A 23,632-nucleotide genomic window follows, 5' to 3' on the forward strand; every position below is an offset into this window, starting at 1 on the left:
ATTAACCAATTTTATGTAACAGGCTTTTCTTATGGTCAAAACGCTCCTGCGCTTTTCCAATTAAACGGGTAATCAGTTCAGAATACGAAATACCTGCTTCTTCAAACAGCTTAGGATACATACTAATATTAGTGAAACCGGGCAGTGCATTAACTTCTGTCAAAATAACTTTATTATCACTGGCACGTAATGTCGAATCAACCCGAGCCAAGCCACTGCATTCTGTAACTTGATATACTTTTAAAGCGTTTGCTCTAACTTTATCTACAATTTCTTGAGGTAATTTTGCCGGAATTTGCAAGGTAGTAGTGGAATCAGCATCATACTTATTTTCATAACTGTAAAAAGTCCCAGCCGCATTGATAATTTGGCCTACGCCTGAAACAATCGGCTTGTCATTACCTAAAACAGCAGTTTCAACTTCCGTACCATGAATGGTTTCTTCAATTAAGACCTTGTCATCATATCTAAAAGCGTCAGCTAAAGCATCATCAAATTCTTCTTTATTGGTAACATGATGAACGCCAACTGAAGAGCCTTGGTTTGACGGCTTAACAAATAGGTCAGAGCCTAGTTTCTCACTGACTTTATCATAATCGCGTTTGGCATTAGCAGCATCTTCATATTCAAAGCGTTTAATCGCAATCCAGTTAGCAACAGGAACGCCAACACGCTGTGCTAAAATTTTGGTAAATTCCTTGTCCATGGTTACAGCAGAAGCTAACACGTCATCACCAACAAAAGGTTTATTCAAGATTCTGAATAGTCCTTGCAGACAACCGTCCTCACCTAAATTACCATGCACAATTGGAAAGAAAACATCAATTTCCGGCAAATTTTGCAGTTGAATTAAGTTTGAAATATTGGCCACTTCATGTGGATTCTCAATAGTGTATTTAGGATATTTTAAAACTTTAAATGAATCCTCTTCACTTGCTAAATAGCCATCATTAGTTATCCAAATTGGGTGAACATCAAACTTATTTTGGTCAATCGCATTATAAATATTGTGGCCTGACATGATTGAGACTTCATATTCAGATGAATTTCCACCAAAAATTAAACCAACTTGTGTTTTCTTAGTCATTATTTTTACCTCTTAGCATTATTTCTTAACTTTTTATTATACGTCAAGAAAAACCCGAAGAATTGTAATTTAGACAATTTTTTAGGATTATTTTTATTATAAGCAAAAAGCCTTGTATAAGGCAAAATCATCAACAAAAAATTTATACTATATTAAAAAAATACCTTTTTATTCCCAGGTTATTTCATAAAGCTTATTTATTTTTGTGGGATGCTTGCCAGGATTAACCGGATCAAAAGACTGGTGGTAGGCTACAGTCAAATAGATATCATTACTGCTAATCAGTTGTATGCCTTCTAGCTCAGTATAATAACCGGCTAGCTCTAATTCATTTTTCTGAGACAAATCAATTAGTTCCCAATATGACGGATTGACTGCATTCCAAAGAATTTTAACAATTTTGCGGTTTTGGCCCAGTCTGTAGTCTGCAAACTGGCTGGAAATATAGATATTACAGTTATTATCAATGGCAAATCCCTGCAGCGAGCCTACTAATCCCATGCGACCAGACAAATCTGGTATTTTAAATGCAGCTAAACATCTTATTGTAGTAATATCAACATGTTTAGTTAACGTTGTTGCTTCATCAAGCGCATTATTAATATCGTTTAAATAGTAGAGTGCAAAATAGCCGGTAAAGTCATTATCCCCATAAGCTATTAAAAAGTAATTTAAATTAGGAGAAACAGCAACTTCTACACGTGCAAATTGATCTCCACTGCAACCGACACCAAAATCAGCTCCTGCATAATTTAAATTGGACAATCGCGGCCGCATTTTAGTATTTGCAGTAACCTTAAAATATCGTGGAATTGCAATACGTGCAATTTGCTTAGACCAGCTAGACCAACCTGAATTCAAATCATTTGGCTTGGTGCCAATAAACCACTGCCCATTTCTTCCTGCATACTCCAAAGTTTGTGTATGACCAGCAGCCGTTCCAGTTAGATGTAAAACCGGTAATTGCTTATTAAAAGAAACATTACTGTTATTTTGACCACGATAAACAAAAGTATCCCCAGCTACATGTTGCAAAGCATAAGCATAGCCATTATTGATAGTAGTTTTCTGAACTACTACTTGACGCAAGTCCTTATCTACCGGACCGGTTATCCCATCCCAATCATCTAAGTTACTCCTTAAGCTGATACTGATATTTTTTGCCAGCTGCATATTTGCATTATTAATCAAAATACTTTGTCCTCATAAAAGCCTTGTGCAACAAATTATTAAACATCACTATTTTTTCAATCTTAATAATAGTTAATTTAATTTTGCCTTATAATTTATACTAAAGAAAGGAGAGCTCTTTAAATGATAAAGAAAATTTATACTGCCCTCTTGTGCTTACTTTTCATTTTTCCATTTAGTAACACCAAAGTTTATGCGGCAGAATTCACTCCTGACGAAATAAATAAGGTAACCCATTTACAACAGGAATATGCACAGCTTGATAATACCACTTTTAATTTTAATAATCTTTATCTGAGCAAACCCCAGTTTAAAAACAGATTTAAACAAGGTACACTCGTTCCTGCTTACCTCAATAGTCAATTAGCCTACACCAACTATTATAGACAGCTATTTGGCTTGACCCCTATTAAAGAAAATTTTCAGGATAATATTGCTGCGCAAAAAACTGCAGCTGTACTGGCCGCACTTAATGCTAACCCTAGGATTAACCAACATAGCCTGCCTTTTGAAAAGCGCCCGAAAGTAATTAATAAAAACGTTTGGCAGCTAGCTCGCAACATTTCGAGCAAAGCTAACCTTAATTTCAATACTAGTGACCAATCAGCTGGTGATGTTATTACTGATCTGCTAACCGACCAATATAATTTAACAGGCGCTGACACTGGTCACCGAGCATGGCTATTATCAACACGCCTAACATCAACTGGAGCAGGCGCTGCGTATGGTAAAAATGGCTACCGCTATTCTGTTCAAAAAGTTTTTAATCCTGATGATGTTTTTCGTATTCCCAGCCAAGAAATGGTAACTTATCCTAGCAGCGATGTTTTTCCAATTGAACTTTTGCAAGGTCAAAATATTGCCTGGTCTGTCTATCTTTCAGATCAAAGCTTTAAAGGCAATCCAATAATTACCATTACTGATAAGGATACTGCCCAAACTTATCAGGCTAAAAATGTCCATAATTACAGTAAGAGTGGCTATGGCAATTTTGAAACTATTATCACTTATTATCCTGGATCAATCCCGCTAGTTGTTGGTCATGAATATGAAGTAAAAATCTCGGGTTTGACCAGTTATACCTTTAAGCTGTTTCAACTTAAAAATCCTTCTGAATTAATTCAATAATAAAAACCTCGGAAAATGATGTGTCCTATGACGACCATGTGTTTTCATTATTAAATAATGAAAACAATCAGCTATTTAAAAAGTTCCAACATAAGTTCTTCAATTGCATTCAAAGTATCCTGAAAGTTTACCTTTTGGGCATAAGCTTTTTGGTGGGTATAATTTTCCCATTTATCTCGCATTGCCTTACTACTTTTTATGTCATTTAATGTAATTTGCTATAAATAATTTTCTTTATTTACTTTTTCAAAAATTTCATTAAAACTGTTCCTTGAATTAGCAGTATTTTCTAAAGCAGTTCTAGCTATGGGTAAGTTCAGCTTTATTTTTTTATAATCTGTTAGTTTTCTAAGCTTGTTTAACATATATATGTCATAAAAGTCTTTCATTCGAGTATTAGCAGTACTGCGACTAAATACTGTTTCTAGTTTTTGGGCAATGATAGTTTCATTATTATAAGCAAAAATTTCTATTGAACTATCATCGATCAAAGAATTATATTCATATTTGATTTCTTTAGGGGTTATGATATCACCGGTAGAAATATCTATTTTGATATTGGCCTTAGATTTTTTATATAGAGTGCCCAGTAAATGAACTCGGTTCCTAACATATTCAGCTCCTTCATGTATCTTTTGTACATTACCAACTCTTTTAATTTCAATTGGGTCACTTTTACTTGGAATAATATTGCAAATTTCATCAACCATTTTTGTTGCTTCGGAAGAAGTCAAATTCTTTCCTTTAATATCTGTATCAATATCTTCTGTTGTTCTGTTATTAACGCCAATTAAACTTGACAACAAAAATCCACCCTTTAAGATTAAATTGTTTTTATATTTTGATTTGGCTATTCTTTTTACAAAATCATCTAAAGTAAATTCCTCCAAAATTACCTGTGTAGATGTATTATTATCCTTTACCAGTTTACATATATGAGCTATCATTTGTTGATTATTAGTAAAACTTCGAAATTTATCATTCATTTTTATAGCAATATTTCTAGGTATTCTTGAACTTTTTTAACAGTTTTGAATTTTCTTGCAAAGTACAGCAATTTGGCAATATTTTTATTCGGCTGTTTTAAATACTGCTTATAAGCCTTATTTATTATTTCAGGATCAATGTGATTCTGTGGTCGTAGTATTTCTGCCATAGTTCGATCAATAGAATAAACCCTAACATTATTTCCACTAGGAGTTTTTACTATTTCTATACCCAAATTATACATTTGAAGTACTTGTTGATGAGGCACAATTTGTTCTTTTAGCTTTGAATTTTTATATCCTCTCGGAAAGGTAAGATCAATTTTATCTGGAACACGATCACTCAAACCATATAAATAAAGTGCAGACCTCAACGATATTATTCCCTTCTTGAGCCTAAGCTGAATAGTATAAAAAGCATCTTCCAAATGGTTTGGACTACCATAAATTCCTTTATCAATCAAAATTAACGTATTGTTATTAAGATAGCTCTTAATTTGTTGTCCTGAAAAGTTTTTCTTTGTGAGTTGTTTTCTAGACAGCACATAGTTATTTTGTTTCAACAAATTTTCCAATTCAGATTTTCTAGTCATTTTAGTCACATTCTCTTATCTACATTATACCCCATTATATAAAATGTTGGGGTATAATATAGATAAAATTAAATAAATAAAAACCATATTTCGAAACATAAGTGAAATATGGTTCTTATTAAAACGAATTAATATCTATTTTCAGAGAGTTATTTGCATCTTTAAGTAGATATTTTTTGAACTGAGTAAAACTTTAGAGGTAGCGCGCAACAGCAGTCAACAAATCTTTTTCATTATTAACTATGGTTCCATTAAGCTTAATCAAACCAGTAGTATACAAGTTAACATAATGAAATTGGTTTTCAGCAATCTGAGTTAGAGCATGTAGCTTTTTTTGATTAATAGCGCCCTGTTGGCGTGTATCAGTGTATAAGCCAATTATAGGAATCTCTTTTGCATAAGCCACACCTATTTCACTGGCAACACCATTATCAATGCTAAGTCCATCAAGAACCGCTACCATCAAATCACTATTGAGTAATTTTGCGGTATCTGCCTGGGCGATCATTTTAGAATCAGCATACGCTTGTTTATCATTAATTGACGCGTTTTCTTGAGGTAAATATAAATCAATGGCATCATCTATTTGCCGAATCTTTGTCGCTAATTGCGCGTTATAATTGATTTCTGCTTGTGAAAACAAGGCATTTGCAAAATAAATTTTCATTTGAACTTCCTTTGGTAAAAGTAATTAGTTGCTTTAAGCCAATCACTCTAATTGTTTGGCGAGCTAATTTCCCACGGAATTGCGCTTAGGATATAAAGAATGACACCTACAATGACAAAATCTAGGAAAATACTGCTGCTAATTTCCAATACATAACCTAATACAGCTAAACTTTCAACGTTAAAAATTACGGGAATAACTGCCAATACGCCCGCAATTAATATTAACCAAAACCCTGCCCACATACCAGACGCGGTAACTTCGTGGGTCAGCATTTTCGAATTTAAAAATAACTTCATATCACTTATTAATGACCGCAAACTAATAATAGCCATTATCAGTATAATTACATTAACGATTAATAAAATAAAAGCCACGTTGCCCCCAAGTGTAACCGTATTCAGATTAAAAGCATCTATTACGTCATATGGGGCATTGTTTTCCTGCTCTTTTAGTTTTTCTTGTACTAACTGAGCATCACTAGATACGCCTTGATCAACATTTAAATCAATGTCATGCAAAATCTGCTTGGCTAATTTCATATTACTGAATTTAAACCATGGTATACCCAATGTATAGTCAATAATATGGTCGGCAATTGGCTGTGTTTGCTTAGTAGTCAACAAATTAGCGTTGCCATTTTTATTAGCACCAATTATTTCTGCTAAAGTATCAAAGTGCTTGTTGATCTGCCTGACAACTACAGCCTCATTGCTATTGTTTCTAATTTGCCCTTTCATGAAAAAGGGATTTAGGAAAGTAGCGGTAATCATGGTTAGCGACACAATCAGAAAGATAATAAAGGACAGAACTTTTTTATAATCCTCGTTCTGCTCTTTATTTATTCTGTGCAAACCATCTCGCGCGCCATTTGCCATATTTTTCCTTTCTAACAGACAATCTCCTTGTCTTCATCAAACATTGTATCTATTGCATGATGTATGGTCTTAATATCGGTAGATTCGATAATTTCATGACCTTCTTTAAGCGCCTTATCAATAGTAGATTCTGAGCAATGTAAGAAACTATACATAAATGATTTTGTACCATAATCTGCTATTTCCTCAGGAGAAACGTCATAATCTTTATTGTCATAATATAGACGACTGATACCTGTCACGGCAAAAGCAATCCCCAGCCGTACTTCTTTCGGATCAAAGTCAACGTGGTTAAATAGCTGTTTCTCCTTTAACCAATCATTAATGGTATTACTCCAAAAATCTAACGACTCGTTACTTTTAAACACCTCTGTAATAATGCGCTTAAGACCTTCATCTTTGATCCCCAGCATTTCAATTGCATAAATAAAGGCTTTAGTGCGAGCACAAACTTCCTCTTCCTTGCTAACGCCAAATTTTTGCACCTGCTTATCTAATGTATTAAGAATATTGCGCACTACATCAGTAATCAAGTTTGATTTATGGGGATAATATGATTGCAGTAAGGATTTGGAAATCCCCGACTTTTCTGCAATCATTTGAAATGAAACACTATCCATTCCATTTTCTCTAATTAAGTGAAATGTATTACTTAAAATTGTACGTCTTCTTTTATAATTTTTACGTCGTGCCATAATGTTTTCTCAGCTCCTATACATTTTGCCTTAATTATACCAATGATATAGAATAAATAAACAAAAAAGGCACCGGTATATTATATGCTTATAATTTATACTAAAGAGAAAAATGTTAGCAGTAAGCCATTTAATATGTCTTTACTTTAAATCACTTTCACTTAACAAATGCATTGAGCGATCATTATATACATAATTAATTCCTCGCGCCAAAAGCAAATCAACAGAAATACGAACCATTCTGTCCGGATAATGGCTATGCTTAATTGTGTCAGTCACTACAATTTGTTCAATTGGTAATTCATTTAGAACTTCGAGCGCGTTTTGTGAGAGCAGTACGTGTGTGGCAGCAACATATACTTTTTTAGCGCCTGCTGCTAAAACTGACTTGGTTGAAGAGGAAATACGCGATCCTGTATCAATTAAGTCATCTACAATAATACATTTCTTATCTTTAACATCACCGATCATATCATGTACATCAGCGTCATAACGGGCACGGCGCTGATCTACAATTGCGATGGGAGCATCAAAGCACTGGCCAAAGTTACGAGCAAGTTTAGCACCAGAATGATCCGGTGAAACAACGACAATGTCGTCTTCGTCTTTAGAAGCGATGCCATTATCAATAAAATATTGCGCTAATAATGGCATAGCGTGCAAATGATCAACTGGAACATTATAAAAGCCTTGGATTTGTGAAGCGTGCAAATCAAGTGCGATTAAATGATCCATACCAGTAATTTGTAATAAATTAGCTATGAGTTTAGCAGTAATTGGTTCCCGTGAACGAGTTTTGGTATCTGAGCGTGAATAAGCCAGATATGGTACTACTACATTAACCCTATGCGCTGAAGCACGATGCAAGGCATCTAAAACAATTTCTAATTCCATAAAGTTTTCATTTACAGGATCTTGAATTGACTGAATGACAAAAACATCACACCCCCTGACACTTTCGCCAATATTAACTTGAATTTCGCCATCGCTAAAATGCTGCACAGCAGTTTCGATTAATGGCTTTTTCAATATTTGCGCAATTTTTTCATTTAAAGCGGGATTTCCGCCCAGCCCAATTAGCTTCATTGGGTGCATTAACTGAAGAAGTTCTTCCTTGTTCATAGCTACCTCGTTTTTTAAAAAATACAATCTTTGCAAGTCTATTATAACCAAAAAAGTCCTTAGTGCCTAGAAAAGTAATAATTCAAACAAAAAGCCGAAGATACTTTCGGCTTCTACTATGCGAATTTACTCTTAATTCTAAAAATTTAATGACCTATTGGAAAAAGTCTTCCATTAAGTTTAGTAATTTGAAACTCTTTACGGCGTAACTTTCATGTTTTTGCCTGGGCATGACCAAAAGCTGTCCTTGAGGAATAATCTGACTATACCAGCGGACATGTTCTACTTTAACCCAGTCTTTTTCACCTACTACACAATAGGTAGGTATTTTAATTGCCTTTAAGCTGTCAACCGACATAAAGCTCTCTAATAATTCGACTTTACTGTCTCGGTTCATGCGTAAAAAGCGCAGAAAACCTTCAGTCAGATAGTGGTAAGGCCTGATACCATTACCGTTAACAAAAACACCTGCTATCATCAGCTTTTTAAAGATATCTTGGTCTTGACTTGCCAGCATCATTGCCACCAAGCCGCCTGCATCAAAGCCAAAGCAATAGCAGCCTCTGATATGAACCTGCTTAATAAAAGCCGCAAGGTCTTCAACTTCAGTCTGGTAGTGTTCTGCCGCTTCTCCCTGACTCAGACCATGACCCCTCATATCCAGCACATAAACCGTGTAATAAAGAGACAAAGGAGCCACTATCTGGTCAAACATGCCTCCATCTAAATGGTGTCCGTGTAATAGAAGAAGTGGCGCGCCCTTACCTAATTTACTGTAATAAAGTTCATTACCATTTACTTTTTCTCTCATCTTTGGTCTCTCTCACTAGCCTCAATCAACTTCTGATTAGAACCATTTTCCTTCTTATGTTCATGCCACAAGCTACGGATAATAATTTTAGCAATTATGTAATTCGCTTTAAAATTATCAGGAATCATTTTTGAATTAAAGTGATGAACCATACTGTCTTTGCGTTGCCAGTAATGATATAAAGGCTTGCTATCACAATAAAAGCCCTCTGTTAAAGCCAAGTATTGGACATTAAATATTTGATCCTCCATAAAGGCCAAGTTTTTCTTGAAACTAAGATGATTCTGGCGTATAACCGACAGTTTGTAGCCTTTGTTCCAAGTATAGCCTTTAACAGGAGTAGCCAAGCAATGGTTATCACATAAAGAGCCAAATGGATTACTGATTAGCTGGTACGTTCTAGCCTTACCTTTCATTCCCTGTACAACTTTTTTAGTTACAGGAATTGAGCCTTGCTTATTTTCGTAATCAAGCCAAAAGCCACAGGAAACCATTGCAGCATCGGGATGATCATGAAAGGCATTTACAAAAAAAGCTGTATAACCGGAATCTACCCAGTCATCACCATCATGAAAAGTAAAATATGGTGTATCAACATTCGCAATACCAACATTACGCGCATCAGAAAGGCCACCATTATGCTTATTTATTATTTTAAAGTAACGGAATCGTGCGCGATAGCTCTCAGCTATTTTTCTAGTATTATCCGTTGAACCATCATTGACAATTAACAACTTAAAATTCGGATCATCTTGCTGTGCCAAATGATCAAGTGCTCGAGTCAAGTATCTTTCAACATTGTAAACTGGCATGATGACAGTTAATTCAGGTTGCTCAGTCATAGCTTCCTCCTTTACTTTTGTTATTATACCATCTTAAATATTAAAAATAACGTAAAGTAAGTAGTACATAACTATAATTTAAACTTTTTGCGTTTATCATTTAGTATAATTAAGGACAGTCAAAAGGAGCTAATTACATATGAAAAAAGCAAAAACTATTTTAGCTATTATTACAATGTTATTTTTTGGTACCATTTTATGTGGTACTGTTAAGCAAACAGTTAAAGCAGATGATTTGCCCGTAGTTTGCCTGGGAACGTCTTTGACTGAAACGCAAAAAAACGGCACGTTAAAAACACTCAGCGAACCTTTAAAGGGCACTAGCTATCAAACTATTACCATCACGGGTGCCGACTTAGTCAAATACCTTAACCCATCTGGTGCTAACTTTACTACTAATTCTGGTGTCTGGTCTAGTGCAATGATTGAAAAGACTGCTTCTGGTAATGGTATTAATGTCCACATCCTTGACTATCAAGGACGCAATAATATTACCACAATCACATCCGATCAATATAAAAATGCCGCTTTAACTGCCGGTATTTCTGACGCTAATATTTACGTTACCAGTGCTGTTCCTATTGATGGCTCTGGTGCTTTAGCTGGTGTCTACGCCGCTTATAGCAAAACCGGAGAAAACTTAAATCAGAGCCAGGTTAATGCAGCTCAAGACGAAATAAACACATTGAGTAAAATTACTAAAGAAAATAAAGATAAAGACGGCTATAGTGATGCGCAACTGAACAACGCTGTTGCAGGTGCAAAACAGGAAATGGGTAAAATCGGTAATAATATTTCAAACAGTCAAATTCATGACATTGTTAACAATCAAATTAACATCAATCATCTTGGCGACGTCATTAATAATAATCAGAAACAGCAAATAATCAACATCTTAATTGAAGTGCGTGATTCTGGTGCTTTAAAAAATCATAAATTTAGAGACCAGGCTGATGCTTTATCAAAAAATATTAAAAAGAATGCAAAAGACATTTTCGATAAAATAAATACCCCGGAAAACCGCAATTGGTTTGAACAAATTTGGCACAATATTACCTCATTTTTCAGTCATTTGTTTGGCGGTTTAATAGTCACTACATTTTAACTAATTACATTTGGTCCATAAACTTATTTAATGTATGGTCAACAAATTCGTTACCGCGATTATTGGCATGGCCTTTAGTCCATTCAAATTTAGTCTGAGAAAATTCAGCCAAGAGCTGATCCAGTTCCTGCCAGCATTCAAGATTTGCAATTGGGCCCTTAGAGCTTTTGGTCCAGCCACGCTTTTTCCAACCCTTAAGCCAGCCTTTGGTAATCGGATTTAGAACATATTGAGAATCGAGTACAAATAGTAGCGGCTGGTGGTTAAAGTTTAACTCAAGCAATTTTTTGAGAGCTTCAATTAATGCAGTTAATTCCATTTTATTATTAGTCGCACCAAACTCACCGTTTGAATCATAAGCAGACTTTTGTTGGCCATCTTCTTGCCATTCAATTAGATAGGCCCATGCAGCTTTATCCGTTGCACGCACATGGCCACCTTTAAAATTGCCGGTATTACGAGTACCGCCATCTGTATAGATTGTGGCAAAAAAGCTGGACGGATTTGCTTTAGTTGTCCCGTTTAATGCTCTATTCTTTTTAGAAGAAGTTGCTGGAGCAGAAGGATTATCCTTGATTTTACGGCTTTCTCTTTGAATCTTGGCAATTGTCTCTTTTAATGAATCCTCGTCTTTTTGAAAGACCTGTTGAACCGTTTCGTGGTCCCAGTCCAAATATTCTGTAGCATCCGTTATTTTGCTAAAAGATTTAAACTCAGCTCCAGAATAGCCATCAATCTGTTTTCGGGCTTCATCCCAAGTGCGATAAACGCCTGGCTTGCGGCCCTTTTTTACTGCATAAAATTTCATATGTTCCCCTTTCACTAATTTGTCTAGTCAATGCTAAAATAGATGTAGTTCTATTTTTAAGGTGGTATTATGTTCTTCAATACTAAAAAATACAAGGAAGAAGTGGAAAAAAACCACAAGCGTGATCTTGCACAAGAACCTAGCAGACTCAGTATGCTTTTTCTCGCTGCTTTGGCAACTTTTGCACCAACTCGTATTTTTTTGCGTTTACATAAAAAAAGAATTGAAGATGACGCCACCATTGAACCAAAAAAAGGTAACTTTGAACAAGTACCGATAATTTATTTTCATGGCTTTCGTGGCGGTGACTATACTACCAAGGTAATGATTCAGCAAGCTTTGATAGATAAAGGAACTTCGAAGTATCTCAAAGTAACTACTGACTTACTGGGTAATTTCAAGTTGGAAGGTACCTGGACAGGTGATCGAAATCCCATTGTACAAGTTGTTTTTCGCCAGCGACTCGTTGGCGTTTATGCAATTGATTACTATTTGCGTTTTACATTACCATTCTTAGCTCAAAGGTACCATTTTTCTCACTATTCGGCAATCGCACACTCTCTTGCCTGTCCCTGCATCGTGCGCACAGAAATGCGCAAATCCCGTAAAAAGCAGTTCCCTCATTTGGTCAAATGTGCTTTTATCGCAGGTCCTTTTGACGGGGTAGTATACTTAGGAGATATTCCCAACGTTAATGCTTTCAATCAAAAGGGACGTCCAGCTGTAGTTAACTTGCACTACTTGTATCTTTTACTCAGACGCAAACGATTTAATCCCAATATTTCAGTGCTAAACATTTATGGCAATGTTTTAGACAACACCAACAGCGATAAATTTATTTCCGTGACTTCTGCTAAAAGCATCCGCTACATTTTAGCACCTTATGCCAAATCTTATCATGAAGTTGAGATTCGGGGTAAAAAGTACGCAGAACACAGCTGGATGCATGATAATCCCTTTGTGATCGACATTATTGATAAATTTATTGGTCTTAAAAAGTAATTTGATTTTTGGAGGAAATAAGTGTGATTCTGCTCCGTGACATAGGACGCATCATCATTATTACTAATACTATATTAGCCTTTTACATCGTCTTTCACAGAAGACGGTCTGTCTTAACAACCTGGGCGTGGCTGATTATCTTGCTGGTTTTTCCAGTTTTAGGAATGATTATTTACGGCTTTTTCGGTCGGGGAATTTCACAGGAAAATATCTTTGCTATTAACAAACAACATCATATTGGGCTGCGGAACGTCCAAAAATCTATTACTGCTGCACCTAAAAAGATCAGCACATCTGATACGTCAAATAAGGCCAAGATGGTTATCCACTTTTTTGATCACGATGGTGAGTCACCATTAAGTAAAAACAACCACGTTAAGCTTTACACCGATGGTGAAATCATGTTTCATGACATGATGCGTGACATCAAAAAAGCTAAACAGTCTGTGAATGTTGAGTTTTACACCTTTTATAATGATGAAATAGGCAATGATTTTCTCGACTTGCTTATTCAAAAAGCACAAGAAGGCGTGTCTGTACGCTTACTATATGATGCCTGGGGTTCAATGGGAGCAACTAAAGCCTGGTTTGACCAATTAAGAAAAGCAGGCGGAGTTGTGCTACCCTTTATTACCTCTCGCAACATGATTACGCGATACCGGATTAACTACCACTTGCACCGCAAAATTGTGGTAGTTGACGGTAAAACTTCTTGGACTGGTGGCTTTAATATTGGTGATCAATATCTCAGTCGCAAGAAAAAATTTGGTTATTGGCGTGACAGTCATGTTAGAATTGTCGGTTCAGCATCTCTGCTCTTGCAAGAGCGCTTTGTCATGGATTGGAATGCTTCCATTCAAAAGGAAAGCCAAGTAATCACATTTAACACTATTTTGTTCCCGAATTTGGATGAAAACGACATTCATCGTGGCGACGTGGCAATTCAAATAGTTTCAGACGGGCCTGACAGTTATAATGCTAATATGCGCAATGGGATTATGCGGCTCATGTCGCTAGCTAAAAAAAGGGTTTGGATTCAAACACCCTACCTAATTCCAGACGACGCAATGTTTGCTACTTTACAAACCATTGCACGCTCAGGAATAGATCTCAGAATTATGATTCCTTGCAAACCAGATCACCCCTTCATTTACCGCGCAACGCAGTGGTACGCTAACGAACTATCCCGTTACGGTATCAAGATTTACATTTATAACAAGGGGTTTATCCATGCCAAAACGATTGTAGTTGACGATACTTTCTCAACAGTAGGATCTATGAACCAAGATTACCGCTCTTATGATCTTAACTTTGAAGACGTTGCCGTTTTTTATGATAAAAATTTCACCAGTGAGGTTGCGCAGTCTTTTGAAGATGATATGAAAGATTCATCATTATTAACACCCGAAGACATAGCCAAACAAAGTCGCTGGTTTAAGATTCTGCAGAGTTTCTCACGGATGCTTTCACCTATTTTATAATTAACAAAAAGTCTTCCGTTGTGGAAGGCTTTTAAAATGCGCTATTATTAATTATTCTGCAAAGTGATAAACACTTTCAGCTGGGTAGCGAGTTGTTTTAATTAAAGAATCTGCAGTTTCCTTACTTTTTCCAATAGCAATTGCCATCACTGGCACATAAAGTTTAGGATCAAGACCAAAGGTTTGCGAAACTTTGGAAACGTCATAACCAGCAATTGGGTTAGTATCATAACCATGATTACGAGCAACAAGCATAAATTGCATTGCAGCTAAAGAGCTATCAACTATTGCATCTGTTGCACGCATTTCATAGCTACCATTTTCATACAATGGCAAAAAAGTACTTAAAATTTCATTTAATTTTTCTTTAGTGATTTGGCCCTCTTCATAATTCTTATTCCACATTTCATGATAGGACTTGTAAGCATCACTATAGCCAAATATTTGTACGACAGCAGAGCAGCTATCGACCTGAGGATAATTAAATTTCATCATATATTTTTTTACTTTAGCTAAGCTTTCTGGCGTATCAGCTACTTCAAAATGCCAAGCTTGTAAATCACAAGCTGATGGTGCTGTAATTGTTTCTGCAAACATTTCTTCAAATTCTGAACGCGGAATCTTGGCACTCTTATCAAAATGGCGCACAGAATGACGATTTTGAACCACATCATTAAAATCGTTATTACGCATTTCGTCACACTTTCTTTATTAAATATATTTCTACTTGTTAATTTTACTACATTTTGTTACCGCCTTCACATATTATTTATAATTATTAGCAGTATAATAATATATAAATTATTACAGCTAAGAAAGGTCTATGAAAATGAAAAAATTAGTCAGAGATAAAATTCCCGAATTTGCTCATTATGCTACTTATCGCAAACTTGCTCCAGCAGAAATTGAACCAGCATTAAAGCAAAAATTAATTGAAGAAACTAACGAAGTTCTTGCCGCTAAAACCGAAACTAATTTAATTGAAGAGCTAGGTGACGTTTATGAAGTTATCTTAGCCTACCTCAAATTTAAAAACGTTGACCAGGACACTTTTTTGAATCAAGTCAATAAAAAACGCGCTCTTAAGGTCGGTTTTACTAAATATTTGGAGATGAACTGGGAAGAAAAATAATTAAAAAAAGACACGCTTTTGCGTGACTTAAAAAATATCCTGAATTTCAATATGAATATCATGATGAATGTGATTTTTGAGTGCCTCAACAATTTGCGCAACGCCATAGGAAAAGCGCAGGTAATATTGTCTGTTCTTTTGGGTTGTCAAAATACAAATTACCTGCTTTTTCTTCGGATTAGGTACTTTAATTAAAGTTACCATTGCAATTTCCGAATATGAAATCGTTCGCCGAAAGTAACCTGAAACTACGGCCCTTTTTGGTGCAAGACCTGTAAAGCCGTCAATAATACCTATCATTAAGAAAATCGCTAAAAATATACTTAAACCTGGATCTCCCTTTTCAATTAACTGCCAGGTAAAACCGATCCAGATAAAAATTACGGCCCAAATAATTGAAGAGGAGCGATAATGTCCCTTTAAATCAATATTTGCCTGCCAGTACCAGCTATAACAGGTGTAGCCTAAAAGTAAGGCATCCAGAATTAAATAAAAAACTATCATATGACTCTCCTCAATTGTATTTTTATCTATTATAACAGACTCACAGTCTTTAGAGCGGTTAATCAACATTAATGATATTTTACTTGCATTTTTATTAAAATTATGATTGAATTATTATCAAATTAAATGCAATGAAAAAGACGAGTAAATAACTTACCTCTTTAAGTGAATCGGTGGCAGTGGAAAGCCGTTAGACCCTGAGTTATTGAAAAACACTTTTAGCAGCACGCTGAAATTCAAGTAAAAGTAGGTTGTGTCGTCTCCAGTACGTTACCACGCTGGTGAAGCATGTTAGTGCTTCATGAGTTGGCCCTTTGGGGCAATTAAGGTGGTACCGCGGAAAAAGCCTTTCGTCCTTGTTTTTATTAAAAACGGGATAAAGGGCTTTTTCTTTTCCTTAACTTATAGGAGGTCAAAACAATGACTTTAATTTTACCCAAAGGTTATCACCCAACTCTTACAATTCGTGATACAGAAGCAGCTATCGTCTTTATTCGAGAAGAATTCCAAAGGGTTCTAGCTAAAAAATTAAATTTGCAGAGAATGTCTGCCCCGCTTTTTGTTGAAAAACATACTGGAATTAACGATAACCTGAATGGGGTCGAACGTCCAGTAGCCTTTGATGCCAAGGATCTGCCTGCAGATGATACACTTGAAGTCGTTCATTCACTTGCTAAATGGAAAAGAATGGCACTTAAAAAATACGGTTTTAACATGCATGAAGGACTTTTCACTAACATGAACGCCATTCGCCGTGATGAAGATTTAGACAACTTCCATTCGCTCTACGTGGATCAGTGGGATTGGGAAAAAATCATTGCCAAAGAAGAGAGAACAGAGGAAACTCTGAAAAGCACCGTTACTAAAATTTTTACAGCAATTAAAGAAATTGAAGCTGGTTGCGCTTCCCGTTATCCTGCTTCTACTTACCACCTACCTGAGAAGCTTTACTTTATCACCACGCAAGAACTAGAAGACCGCTGGCCGGATATTAGTCCTGAAGAACGGGAAAACAAGATAACTGCAAAAGAAAAAGCCGTCTTTATTATGAAAATCGGCGACAAGCTAAAAAAAAGTGGTAAACCTCATGATGGTCGAGCACCAGATTATGATGACTGGGAACTAAACGGTGACCTGATTTTCTGGTATGAACCGTTAAAACAAAAAATTGAAATTTCTTCTATGGGTATTCGTGTTAGTCCAGAAAGTCTCCATGAACAATTAAAGAAAGCTGATTGTCTGGACCGTGAAAAATTGGAATTTCAACGCATGTTGCTTGATGGAGAACTGCCTTACACCATCGGAGGTGGGATTGGACAATCTCGTTTATGCATGCTTTTGCTCGGTAAAGCCCATATTGGCGAAGTTCAAGCAAGCGTCTGGCCTCAAGATATGCTTAATAAGTGCAGGGAACACGACATTCAAATTCTTTAATAAATAAAATGCCATGCTGTCAGAAACTGATAGCATGGCTTTTATTGCAATAACCCTATCTCACAGGCAAAATCTTGTAGTAAACTAACAGTAGAAAAATCTAGTTTTAAGAAAGGCAAATTTATGATTGATTCTAATAAGATAACTGAGTTAAAAAATGATATTGATCAGGCACACCATATTACTTTTCTGACAGGTGCTGGGGTATCAACTCATTCCGGTATTCCTGATTATCGCTCCAAAAACGGTATTTATGATGGTGTATCTGAAAGTCCGGAAACAATTCTGAGTGAAGAAACACTTTATCAGCGACCTGAATTTTTCTACAAGTTCGTAATGGATAATATGTACTTTCCTGAAGCTAAGCCTAATGAAATCCACCAGAAAATTGCCGCTATCTGCAATGAAAAAGGAGATTTAATCACCCAAAATGTTGATGGCTTGGACAACAAAGCTGGCAATAAACACGTCACTGAATTTCACGGCTGTCTCTATAACATCTACTGCACTAAATGTCACAAACCAGTTGAATACAATGAATATGCCAAATCATACCGTCATGATAATTGTGGCGGTATTATTAGACCTGGAATCGTTTTATACGGTGAAGCAATTAATGGCGACAGCTTGGCAAAATCAGTCAACGCAATGCAAAACTCTGACTTAGTAATTATTTCAGGTACCAGCTTTGTAGTCTATCCTTTTGCTCAATTATTGTCATATAGACAAGCCGGTGCCAAAGTTTGGGCAATTAATAAAACAGCTATTCCTGCAGAAGGCATTTCTGCCATCATTGCAGATGCTCTAGATGTTTTTAAGCAGCTTTAAATTTTTTAAGGGCCCTTTAAGCTATTCAAATTGGTTTATCGCCCGAGTACTAGTTATTACTTGTTAAAATTCAACATAGTAATTAAATTTATTCTGAAAGAGAAAAGAGCCTTTAAATGGCAATTTTTAAAATGTATGCTCCCTTTTTTAGTGGAAGCAACTGGATTCACGTATTAACCAGTGGTAAAGATTGGCTCATCATTTTAACCCTGATTTTAATGGAGTGTTTACTTTCCGTTGATAATGCGGTTGTTTTAGCAGCACAAACTAAGGTTCTGCCTGATAAAAAGCAACAGGAAAAATCTTTGTTCTATGGCCTTTGGGGCGCATATATTTTTCGCTTTATCGTGATTGGCATTGGTACTTACTTAATCAATTTTTGGGAGATTAAATTAGCTGGTAGTCTCTATCTTTTCTATTTGTCCTTTAAGTTTTTCTACAATCAAAGGCAGCCGCAAAAGGCTGCTTTTAAAGAAAAAGCAGAATCAGAAAAGATCACTAAACATACGCCAAAAAAGGGCAAACATTTTTTGTCACTTTTCTGGCGGACTGTTATTTCAATTGAAGCAATGGATATCGTTTTTTCAATTGATTCCGTTTTAGCAGCCTTAGCCGTTTCCAGCAATCCAGTAGTAGTATTAATTGGCGGCATGATTGGTATCTTATGCATGCGTGGCGTAGCCGAAATAATAATCAAGTTAATGGACATTATTCCTGAATTGCAGCCAATGGCTTATATTTTAATCGGCATCATTGCTTTTAAACTATTGCTGTCATTGCCACCACTGAATTACGAATTACCTAATACGACCTTTGCATTAATCGTGTTCAGTATTCTAATTTTAACTATTGCTTTTCACTTTTTACGTGTTAAAAAGAGTAAACGCAAATTATAGTTTTTGATCAACGTATTCTTTGAGCACAACTGCCTGGTTGTGCTCTTTATTCTTTGCACCATAAAGAAAAAGAAGATCTTGTTCAACCAGCTTATCTTTAACTTTGGTAATAAAGGCAGCAGTTACAGGATTGTGATCCAATTCATTCATGTACTTTTGCCGAAACTCAGAATATTTAGTATCATCATGATTGAACCATTTACACAATTCCGTGCTGGGACCAATTTCTTTTGCCCATTCATCTAAATTTGCATCTTTTTTACTTTTGCCTCTAGGCCACAAACGGTCAACTAAAATGCGGTATCCGAGCGGTTGTTCATGTTCGTAAATGCGCACTAATTTTATTTTTGTCATTATATATCTCCTTTTAATTTAAGTTTACTACACGGAAAGAAAAATGAATTATTCAACTTATTTTACTAATAAATCTACTGCCGCTATTACTAAAGATTTAATTGGCAGACCTCTCACATACAATGACGGTGAACATATTATGGGTGGTTATATTGTAGAAGTAGAAGCATATTTAGGGGTCAAGGACCGCGCAGCTCATTCTTATGGCGGTCATCGCAGTCCCGCAAACGAGGGTCTTTACAGAAAAGGTGGAACTATTTATATTTATGCTCAGAGACAATATTTCTTTTTTGATGTTGCAACGCAAGAATATAATGAACCTCAAGGAGTTTTAATTAGGGCTATCGAACCGGCCTGGGGTATAGATCAGATGATTAAAAATCGCGGAGGCAAAGACGGTGTCCTTTTAACCAATGGACCTGCAAAAATGATGCAGGCTTTTGGCATTCACAGTAAAAAATGGAATTTACATTTCTTAACTGACTCCCCTTTTAAAATTGACTTAGATGACAGTCACAAAAAGCTAGCTAAGGAAATTAAAACCAGTGCCAGAATTGGGGTCAGCCAATCTGAACTAGAATGGGCCAATAAAAAACTGCGTTACTATGTAGCTGGCAACCCGTATGTTTCCAGAATGAAAAAGAGAGCTTATCAAAAAGACAATGGCTGGCAGTAAGGGCAAGCTTTTTCATGTCTTTTAAAATAATAAAAGAAAATAAATGAGATAATTATAAAATGTTTTTGAAATAAAATTATTGACAAGTTGCTTTTGATAGCCTATTATTTTTCTAAGTTAAATAATTTCCAATGCAATAGAGGTCGCGGTTATTACAAAACTGATCTGAGTGAGCGAACACTGTGAAGATTAGTGTAAGAATTACCGCCGAAATAAGAATATTGTTCGTTTCAATTTTCTTGTTGGGCTGCAAGAGAATATTTTGCAGACTGTCCTGGTTAGTCCCCAGGGAGCGCTATATGATTTGTTTTAAAAATAGATTATGAACCTCGTTGTTTCGATTAACAGCGGGGTTTTTATTTACGCTTTTATTGTATTGGCTTTATTTGAAACATATTTTATGGAGGTTTTCAAAATGAAGTCAAGATATAAGTGGTTGGCTATCCTAGTTGCCTTATTCACTTGTTTGAGCATAGCGACTAATTTTAGTCTTACTGAAGCTGATGCCAAAAAGGATGACGGCACACTAAAAGTAGCTATGGAAGCTAATTACCAGCCTTACAATTGGACACAAACTAATAATGCCAACGGTGCTGTGCCAATTGAAGGCTCAAAAGAATTCGCCAATGGTTATGATGTTAAAATTGCTAAAATTATTGGTCAAAAATTACATAGAAAAGTTGAAGTGGTTAAGACCGAATGGGACGGTTTGCTTCCTGCTCTAACCAGTGGCAAAGCTGATTTAATTATTGCTGGTATGAGTCCGACTGCTGAGCGTGAAAAGGCAATTAATTTCTCTCAGCCTTACAGAAACAGCACTTTTGTGGTAATTACCAAGCTTAACAGCAGATACGCTAATGCTAAGAAACTAACCGACTTTAAAGGTGCTAAATTAACCGCACAACAAGGTACTTTCCACTATGACCTGATCAAGCAGTTAAAGGGCGCTAAGCGTCAGCCAGCTATGCGTGATTTTGCGGCTATGCGGCAGAGTTTGATTTCAGGTACTATTGATGGTTATGTTGCCGAAGACACTGAATCAACTTCCTTTAAGATGGTTGATCCTGACATTAAGTCAATTCCTGTCAGCAAAATGGCTGGTTTCCACGCCACAAAAGATGAGTCTGTCACTGCCATTGGAATCGCTAAGCCCAACAAAGCTCTGCTTAAGAGCGTTAACCAGATATTAGCTACTATTCCTGAAGCAAAAAGAACTAAGCTAATGACTGAAGCTGTTAAGCAGCAACCTAAAACTGATAATAACAAAAAAGGCAAAAAGGCTAAGTCAGAACCTTGGCTGGTATCAATGTGGCGCCAATATGGTGGCATGATTTTAAACGGTATCGGTATGACCCTTCTTCTAGCCTCAGTTGGTACTATTGTAGGTTTCTTTATCGGCCTGGCAGTTGGTATAGTTAGAACTATTCCTACACCAACCACTACCGGTAAAAGATGGCTGCTTAAGTTTGTGAACTGGCTGCTTTCGGTCTACATTGAAGTCTTCCGGGGTACGCCAATGATGGTGCAAGCTGCTGTTATTTATTATGGTATTGCCCAATTCTGGCACCTGAATATTGACAGAACTGTCGCCGCACTAATAATCGTTTCTATTAATACGGGTGCATATTTAGCCGAAATTATTCGGGGAGGCATTATTTCTACACCAGAAGGTCAATTTGAAGCTGCTAGTGCCTTGGGAATGACTCATAATCAAAGAATGTGGCACATTATTCTGCCACAAGCGATCAAGAACTGCCTACCTTCAATTACCAACGAATTTATCGTTAATATTAAGGATACTTCTGTTCTAAGTATTATCTCAGTGTCAGAATTGTTCTTCGTCGGTTCGACCATTGCCAGTCAGACATTCAAGTTCTTCCCAACTTACCTGACAATTTCTGCTATCTACCTTGCTTTGACCTTTACCATCACGAGAATCTTCAATTTAATTGAAAAACACCTTCAAGGTAGTAAAAACTACAACTTAATGGCAAACCAAGTTCAAGTGGGCACACCTAAAGACATGGAGGCTAATAACTAATGACTGAATCTAATGAGACCATTTTAAGTTTAAAGAACATTAAAAAGACATTCGGTGAACACCAAGTTTTGAAAGATATTTCTTTTGATATTAATAAAGGTGAAATCGCCACAATTATTGGTCCTTCAGGTGGTGGTAAATCAACTACATTGCGCTGCATCAATCTGCTTGAGGAGCCTACCGCTGGCGAGGTTGATTTTCATGGTAAAAATGTCCTGGCACCAAATTATAATCGTAATATCTACCGTGCTAAAGTCGGCATGGTTTTCCAACAATTTGACTTGTTTGAAAATAAGAACGTTTTAGCTAATTGCATGGTAGGTCAGGAATTGGTATTAAAACGGTCAAAAGACGAGGCCCGCAAAATTGCTATGACAAATTTGAAAAAGGTGGGTATGGAGCAATATGTTAATGCTCGCCCCAGCCAGCTTTCAGGTGGACAGCAACAACGGGTCGCGATTGCCCGTGCTATCTCCATGGACCCTGAAATTCTGTTATTTGATGAGCCTACTAGTGCTTTGGATCCAGAAATGGTCGGTGAAGTTTTAAGCGTCATGAAGAATCTGGCTACTACTGGTTTAACGATGATTATCGTTACCCACGAAATGGCGTTTGCGAAGGAGATTTCCGATCAAATGTTTTTCATCAGCGATGGCGTAATCACTGAACAAGGCACGCCAGATCAATTATTCAATCACCCGCAAAATGAAAAAACCGTCAAGTTTTTGAGTAATTTTCAGAATAATTAATAAGGTCTAATTGAATATAAAAAAACTGGTAAATCTACGTGATGAATAACGTGATTTACCAGTTTTTTAGTTTGCTTGTGGCTCTAAAAGTCCAATAATTTCCTGATTAAATTTAGTTGACTCCTCCCACTGCGGGAAATGACCGGAATGGTCAAACCAAATTATATTGCACGGACTAGTAATTTTAGCAGCATATTCTGCAGTCAATTGCGAGGACACATGGTGGTCATGCCTGCCCTCACAGAAAGTGATGGGAACGGCAAAATGCAGGATATTTTCAAAATTAACGTCCATCAGTTCCTCCCAAAAATATTAAATTGATTGCTTCGAGCCTTGCAAACGATGAATTAAGTCTTTAAAAGAATAATCTTTAGCAGATATAAAAGGACCAATTGCAGATATAAAAGGACCAATTAATTTACGGTAGTTTTTAGCGCCGTAGATTGAGCCGCCATAAGCTACAATCATTTTAGTTAATTTGAGACTGGCTTTAGTTGGTTCATGGACAAAATCAAGTTGGTCGAGTTTGGCAGTGTTTTTCATTTTTGTTCGTAAAAAAGCTTTTTGTAAAGCAATGTTCTTTTTCATATTAACGACTTGACCAATTCCGATGTATTGCGTA

At 36.3% G+C, this 23,632-nt stretch carries 27 protein-coding genes and 1 other annotated feature; of the genes, 11 read left to right on the forward strand and 16 right to left on the reverse strand.

The features are described from left to right. Position 1: 1 nt before the first annotated feature. Together Q0K80_RS01965 and Q0K80_RS01970 are read right to left on the reverse strand one after the other, a co-directional pair. Positions 2–1,087, reverse strand: a complete 1,086-nt coding sequence (locus Q0K80_RS01965; protein ID WP_294602359.1) for a D-alanine--D-alanine ligase family protein — start codon at positions 1,085–1,087, stop codon at positions 2–4. 168 nt (positions 1,088–1,255) lie between these two features. Then, positions 1,256–2,278, reverse strand: coding sequence for a helveticin J family class III bacteriocin (locus Q0K80_RS01970; RefSeq protein WP_294602361.1), 1,023 nt, complete (start codon positions 2,276–2,278; stop codon positions 1,256–1,258). Between the two features lie 123 nt (positions 2,279–2,401). On the opposite strand from Q0K80_RS01970, the gene Q0K80_RS01975 reads away from it, so the two are divergent. After that, the gene (locus Q0K80_RS01975) at positions 2,402–3,406 is read left to right on the forward strand and encodes a CAP domain-containing protein (protein WP_294602363.1); all 1,005 of its coding nucleotides are present in this window, start codon (positions 2,402–2,404) and stop codon (positions 3,404–3,406) included. 218 nt (positions 3,407–3,624) lie between these two features. Here Q0K80_RS01975 and Q0K80_RS01980 read toward each other — a convergent pair whose 3' ends face one another. The 8 genes from Q0K80_RS01980 to Q0K80_RS02015 form a co-directional block, all read right to left on the reverse strand. After that, a complete protein-coding gene (locus Q0K80_RS01980; RefSeq protein ID WP_294602365.1) occupies positions 3,625–4,392 on the reverse strand; it encodes a nucleotidyl transferase AbiEii/AbiGii toxin family protein in 768 nt (255 codons plus the stop codon). Positions 4,393–4,394: 2 nt separating this feature from the next. After that, on the reverse strand, positions 4,395–4,985 hold the full coding sequence (locus Q0K80_RS01985) for a hypothetical protein (RefSeq protein WP_187156886.1): 591 nt from the start codon (positions 4,983–4,985) through the stop codon (positions 4,395–4,397). A gap of 193 nt (positions 4,986–5,178) precedes the next feature. Further along, entirely contained in the window at positions 5,179–5,652 is a 474-nt protein-coding gene (locus Q0K80_RS01990) for a nucleoside 2-deoxyribosyltransferase (RefSeq protein ID WP_294602405.1), read from the reverse strand. 47 nt (positions 5,653–5,699) lie between these two features. Continuing rightward, positions 5,700–6,530, reverse strand: a complete 831-nt coding sequence (locus Q0K80_RS01995; RefSeq protein ID WP_174794794.1) for a hypothetical protein — start codon at positions 6,528–6,530, stop codon at positions 5,700–5,702. Positions 6,531–6,541: 11 nt separating this feature from the next. Then, on the reverse strand, positions 6,542–7,225 hold the full coding sequence (locus tag Q0K80_RS02000) for a TetR/AcrR family transcriptional regulator (RefSeq protein ID WP_294602413.1): 684 nt from the start codon (positions 7,223–7,225) through the stop codon (positions 6,542–6,544). A 141-nt stretch (positions 7,226–7,366) separates the two neighbouring features. Next, positions 7,367–8,347 carry a ribose-phosphate diphosphokinase gene (locus Q0K80_RS02005; protein WP_294602414.1) on the reverse strand — a complete coding sequence of 327 codons (981 nt, stop codon included), beginning with the start codon at positions 8,345–8,347 and terminating at the stop codon, positions 7,367–7,369. Between the two features lie 154 nt (positions 8,348–8,501). Next, positions 8,502–9,158, reverse strand: coding sequence for an alpha/beta hydrolase (locus Q0K80_RS02010; RefSeq protein WP_294602419.1), 657 nt, complete (start codon positions 9,156–9,158; stop codon positions 8,502–8,504). Further along, complete coding sequence (locus Q0K80_RS02015; RefSeq protein WP_294602421.1) at positions 9,155–10,000, reverse strand: glycosyltransferase family A protein; 846 nt, start codon at positions 9,998–10,000, stop codon at positions 9,155–9,157. The genes Q0K80_RS02010 and Q0K80_RS02015 overlap by 4 nt, the downstream gene beginning before the upstream one ends. 175 nt (positions 10,001–10,175) lie before the next feature. On the opposite strand from Q0K80_RS02015, the gene Q0K80_RS02020 reads away from it, so the two are divergent. Beyond that, a complete protein-coding gene (locus tag Q0K80_RS02020) occupies positions 10,176–11,105 on the forward strand; it encodes a DUF1002 domain-containing protein (RefSeq protein ID WP_294602462.1) in 930 nt (309 codons plus the stop codon). 4 nt (positions 11,106–11,109) lie between these two features. On the opposite strand, the gene Q0K80_RS02025 is transcribed toward Q0K80_RS02020, so the two are convergent. Next, positions 11,110–11,913 carry a ribonuclease H family protein gene (locus tag Q0K80_RS02025; protein ID WP_294602423.1) on the reverse strand — a complete coding sequence of 268 codons (804 nt, stop codon included), beginning with the start codon at positions 11,911–11,913 and terminating at the stop codon, positions 11,110–11,112. A 69-nt stretch (positions 11,914–11,982) separates the two neighbouring features. Here Q0K80_RS02025 and Q0K80_RS02030 point away from each other — a divergent pair, with 69 nt between their 5' ends. Then, positions 11,983–12,915, forward strand: a complete 933-nt coding sequence (locus tag Q0K80_RS02030; RefSeq protein ID WP_294602426.1) for an alpha/beta hydrolase — start codon at positions 11,983–11,985, stop codon at positions 12,913–12,915. A gap of 23 nt (positions 12,916–12,938) precedes the next feature. Further along, positions 12,939–14,396 carry a cardiolipin synthase gene (gene cls / locus Q0K80_RS02035; RefSeq protein ID WP_294602429.1) on the forward strand — a complete coding sequence of 486 codons (1,458 nt, stop codon included), beginning with the start codon at positions 12,939–12,941 and terminating at the stop codon, positions 14,394–14,396. Between the two features lie 51 nt (positions 14,397–14,447). On the opposite strand, the gene Q0K80_RS02040 is transcribed toward cls, so the two are convergent. Continuing rightward, a complete protein-coding gene (locus Q0K80_RS02040) occupies positions 14,448–15,089 on the reverse strand; it encodes a nitroreductase family protein (protein WP_294602431.1) in 642 nt (213 codons plus the stop codon). Between the two features lie 136 nt (positions 15,090–15,225). Between Q0K80_RS02040 and Q0K80_RS02045 the strand changes: the two genes are divergently transcribed. Beyond that, entirely contained in the window at positions 15,226–15,528 is a 303-nt protein-coding gene (locus Q0K80_RS02045) for a nucleoside triphosphate pyrophosphohydrolase (protein WP_294602433.1), read from the forward strand. A 27-nt stretch (positions 15,529–15,555) separates the two neighbouring features. On the opposite strand, the gene Q0K80_RS02050 is transcribed toward Q0K80_RS02045, so the two are convergent. Next, the gene (locus Q0K80_RS02050) at positions 15,556–16,032 is read right to left on the reverse strand and encodes a hypothetical protein (protein ID WP_122025537.1); all 477 of its coding nucleotides are present in this window, start codon (positions 16,030–16,032) and stop codon (positions 15,556–15,558) included. 122 nt (positions 16,033–16,154) lie between these two features. Continuing rightward, positions 16,155–16,393: a binding site (T-box leader), on the forward strand. Between the two features lie 59 nt (positions 16,394–16,452). On the opposite strand from Q0K80_RS02050, the gene asnA reads away from it, so the two are divergent. The 3 genes from asnA to Q0K80_RS02065 all read left to right on the forward strand — a co-directional run bounded on the left by asnA (position 16,453) and on the right by Q0K80_RS02065 (position 19,190). Beyond that, on the forward strand, positions 16,453–17,466 hold the full coding sequence (gene asnA, locus Q0K80_RS02055; protein WP_294602437.1) for an aspartate--ammonia ligase: 1,014 nt from the start codon (positions 16,453–16,455) through the stop codon (positions 17,464–17,466). A 123-nt stretch (positions 17,467–17,589) separates the two neighbouring features. Next, on the forward strand, positions 17,590–18,294 hold the full coding sequence (locus Q0K80_RS02060) for an NAD-dependent protein deacylase (RefSeq protein WP_294602439.1): 705 nt from the start codon (positions 17,590–17,592) through the stop codon (positions 18,292–18,294). Between the two features lie 116 nt (positions 18,295–18,410). Continuing rightward, positions 18,411–19,190 (forward strand): TerC family protein, encoded by a 780-nt coding sequence (locus tag Q0K80_RS02065; protein ID WP_294602442.1) that lies wholly within the window; start codon positions 18,411–18,413, stop codon positions 19,188–19,190. Here Q0K80_RS02065 and Q0K80_RS02070 read toward each other — a convergent pair. Further along, positions 19,185–19,544 (reverse strand): DUF488 domain-containing protein, encoded by a 360-nt coding sequence (locus Q0K80_RS02070; protein WP_294602444.1) that lies wholly within the window; start codon positions 19,542–19,544, stop codon positions 19,185–19,187. The two genes, Q0K80_RS02065 and Q0K80_RS02070, sit on opposite strands and share 6 nt — an antisense overlap. Before the next feature lie 43 nt (positions 19,545–19,587). Here Q0K80_RS02070 and Q0K80_RS02075 point away from each other — a divergent pair, with 43 nt between their 5' ends. The 3 genes from Q0K80_RS02075 to Q0K80_RS02085 all read left to right on the forward strand — a co-directional run bounded on the left by Q0K80_RS02075 (position 19,588) and on the right by Q0K80_RS02085 (position 23,010). Continuing rightward, positions 19,588–20,220 (forward strand): DNA-3-methyladenine glycosylase, encoded by a 633-nt coding sequence (locus Q0K80_RS02075; protein WP_294602446.1) that lies wholly within the window; start codon positions 19,588–19,590, stop codon positions 20,218–20,220. A 415-nt stretch (positions 20,221–20,635) separates the two neighbouring features. After that, positions 20,636–22,261: an ABC transporter substrate-binding protein/permease gene (locus Q0K80_RS02080; RefSeq protein ID WP_294602450.1), complete on the forward strand. Its 1,626-nt coding sequence runs from the start codon at positions 20,636–20,638 to the stop codon at positions 22,259–22,261. Further along, entirely contained in the window at positions 22,261–23,010 is a 750-nt protein-coding gene (locus Q0K80_RS02085; protein WP_294602452.1) for an amino acid ABC transporter ATP-binding protein, read from the forward strand. The genes Q0K80_RS02080 and Q0K80_RS02085 overlap by 1 nt, the downstream gene beginning before the upstream one ends. Positions 23,011–23,076: 66 nt before the next feature. Here Q0K80_RS02085 and Q0K80_RS02090 read toward each other — a convergent pair whose 3' ends face one another. Both Q0K80_RS02090 and Q0K80_RS02095 read right to left on the reverse strand, forming a co-directional pair. Then, on the reverse strand, positions 23,077–23,304 hold the full coding sequence (locus Q0K80_RS02090; protein ID WP_294602455.1) for an alpha/beta hydrolase: 228 nt from the start codon (positions 23,302–23,304) through the stop codon (positions 23,077–23,079). An 18-nt stretch (positions 23,305–23,322) separates the two neighbouring features. Continuing rightward, positions 23,323–23,632, reverse strand: a 310-nt coding sequence (locus Q0K80_RS02095; RefSeq protein ID WP_294602457.1) for a hypothetical protein, incomplete at its 5' end; no start/stop codon positions are given.

This window comes from uncultured Lactobacillus sp., from assembly GCF_945290125.1.
GTDB classification, from domain to species: Bacteria; Bacillota; Bacilli; order Lactobacillales; family Lactobacillaceae; genus Lactobacillus; species Lactobacillus rizhaonensis.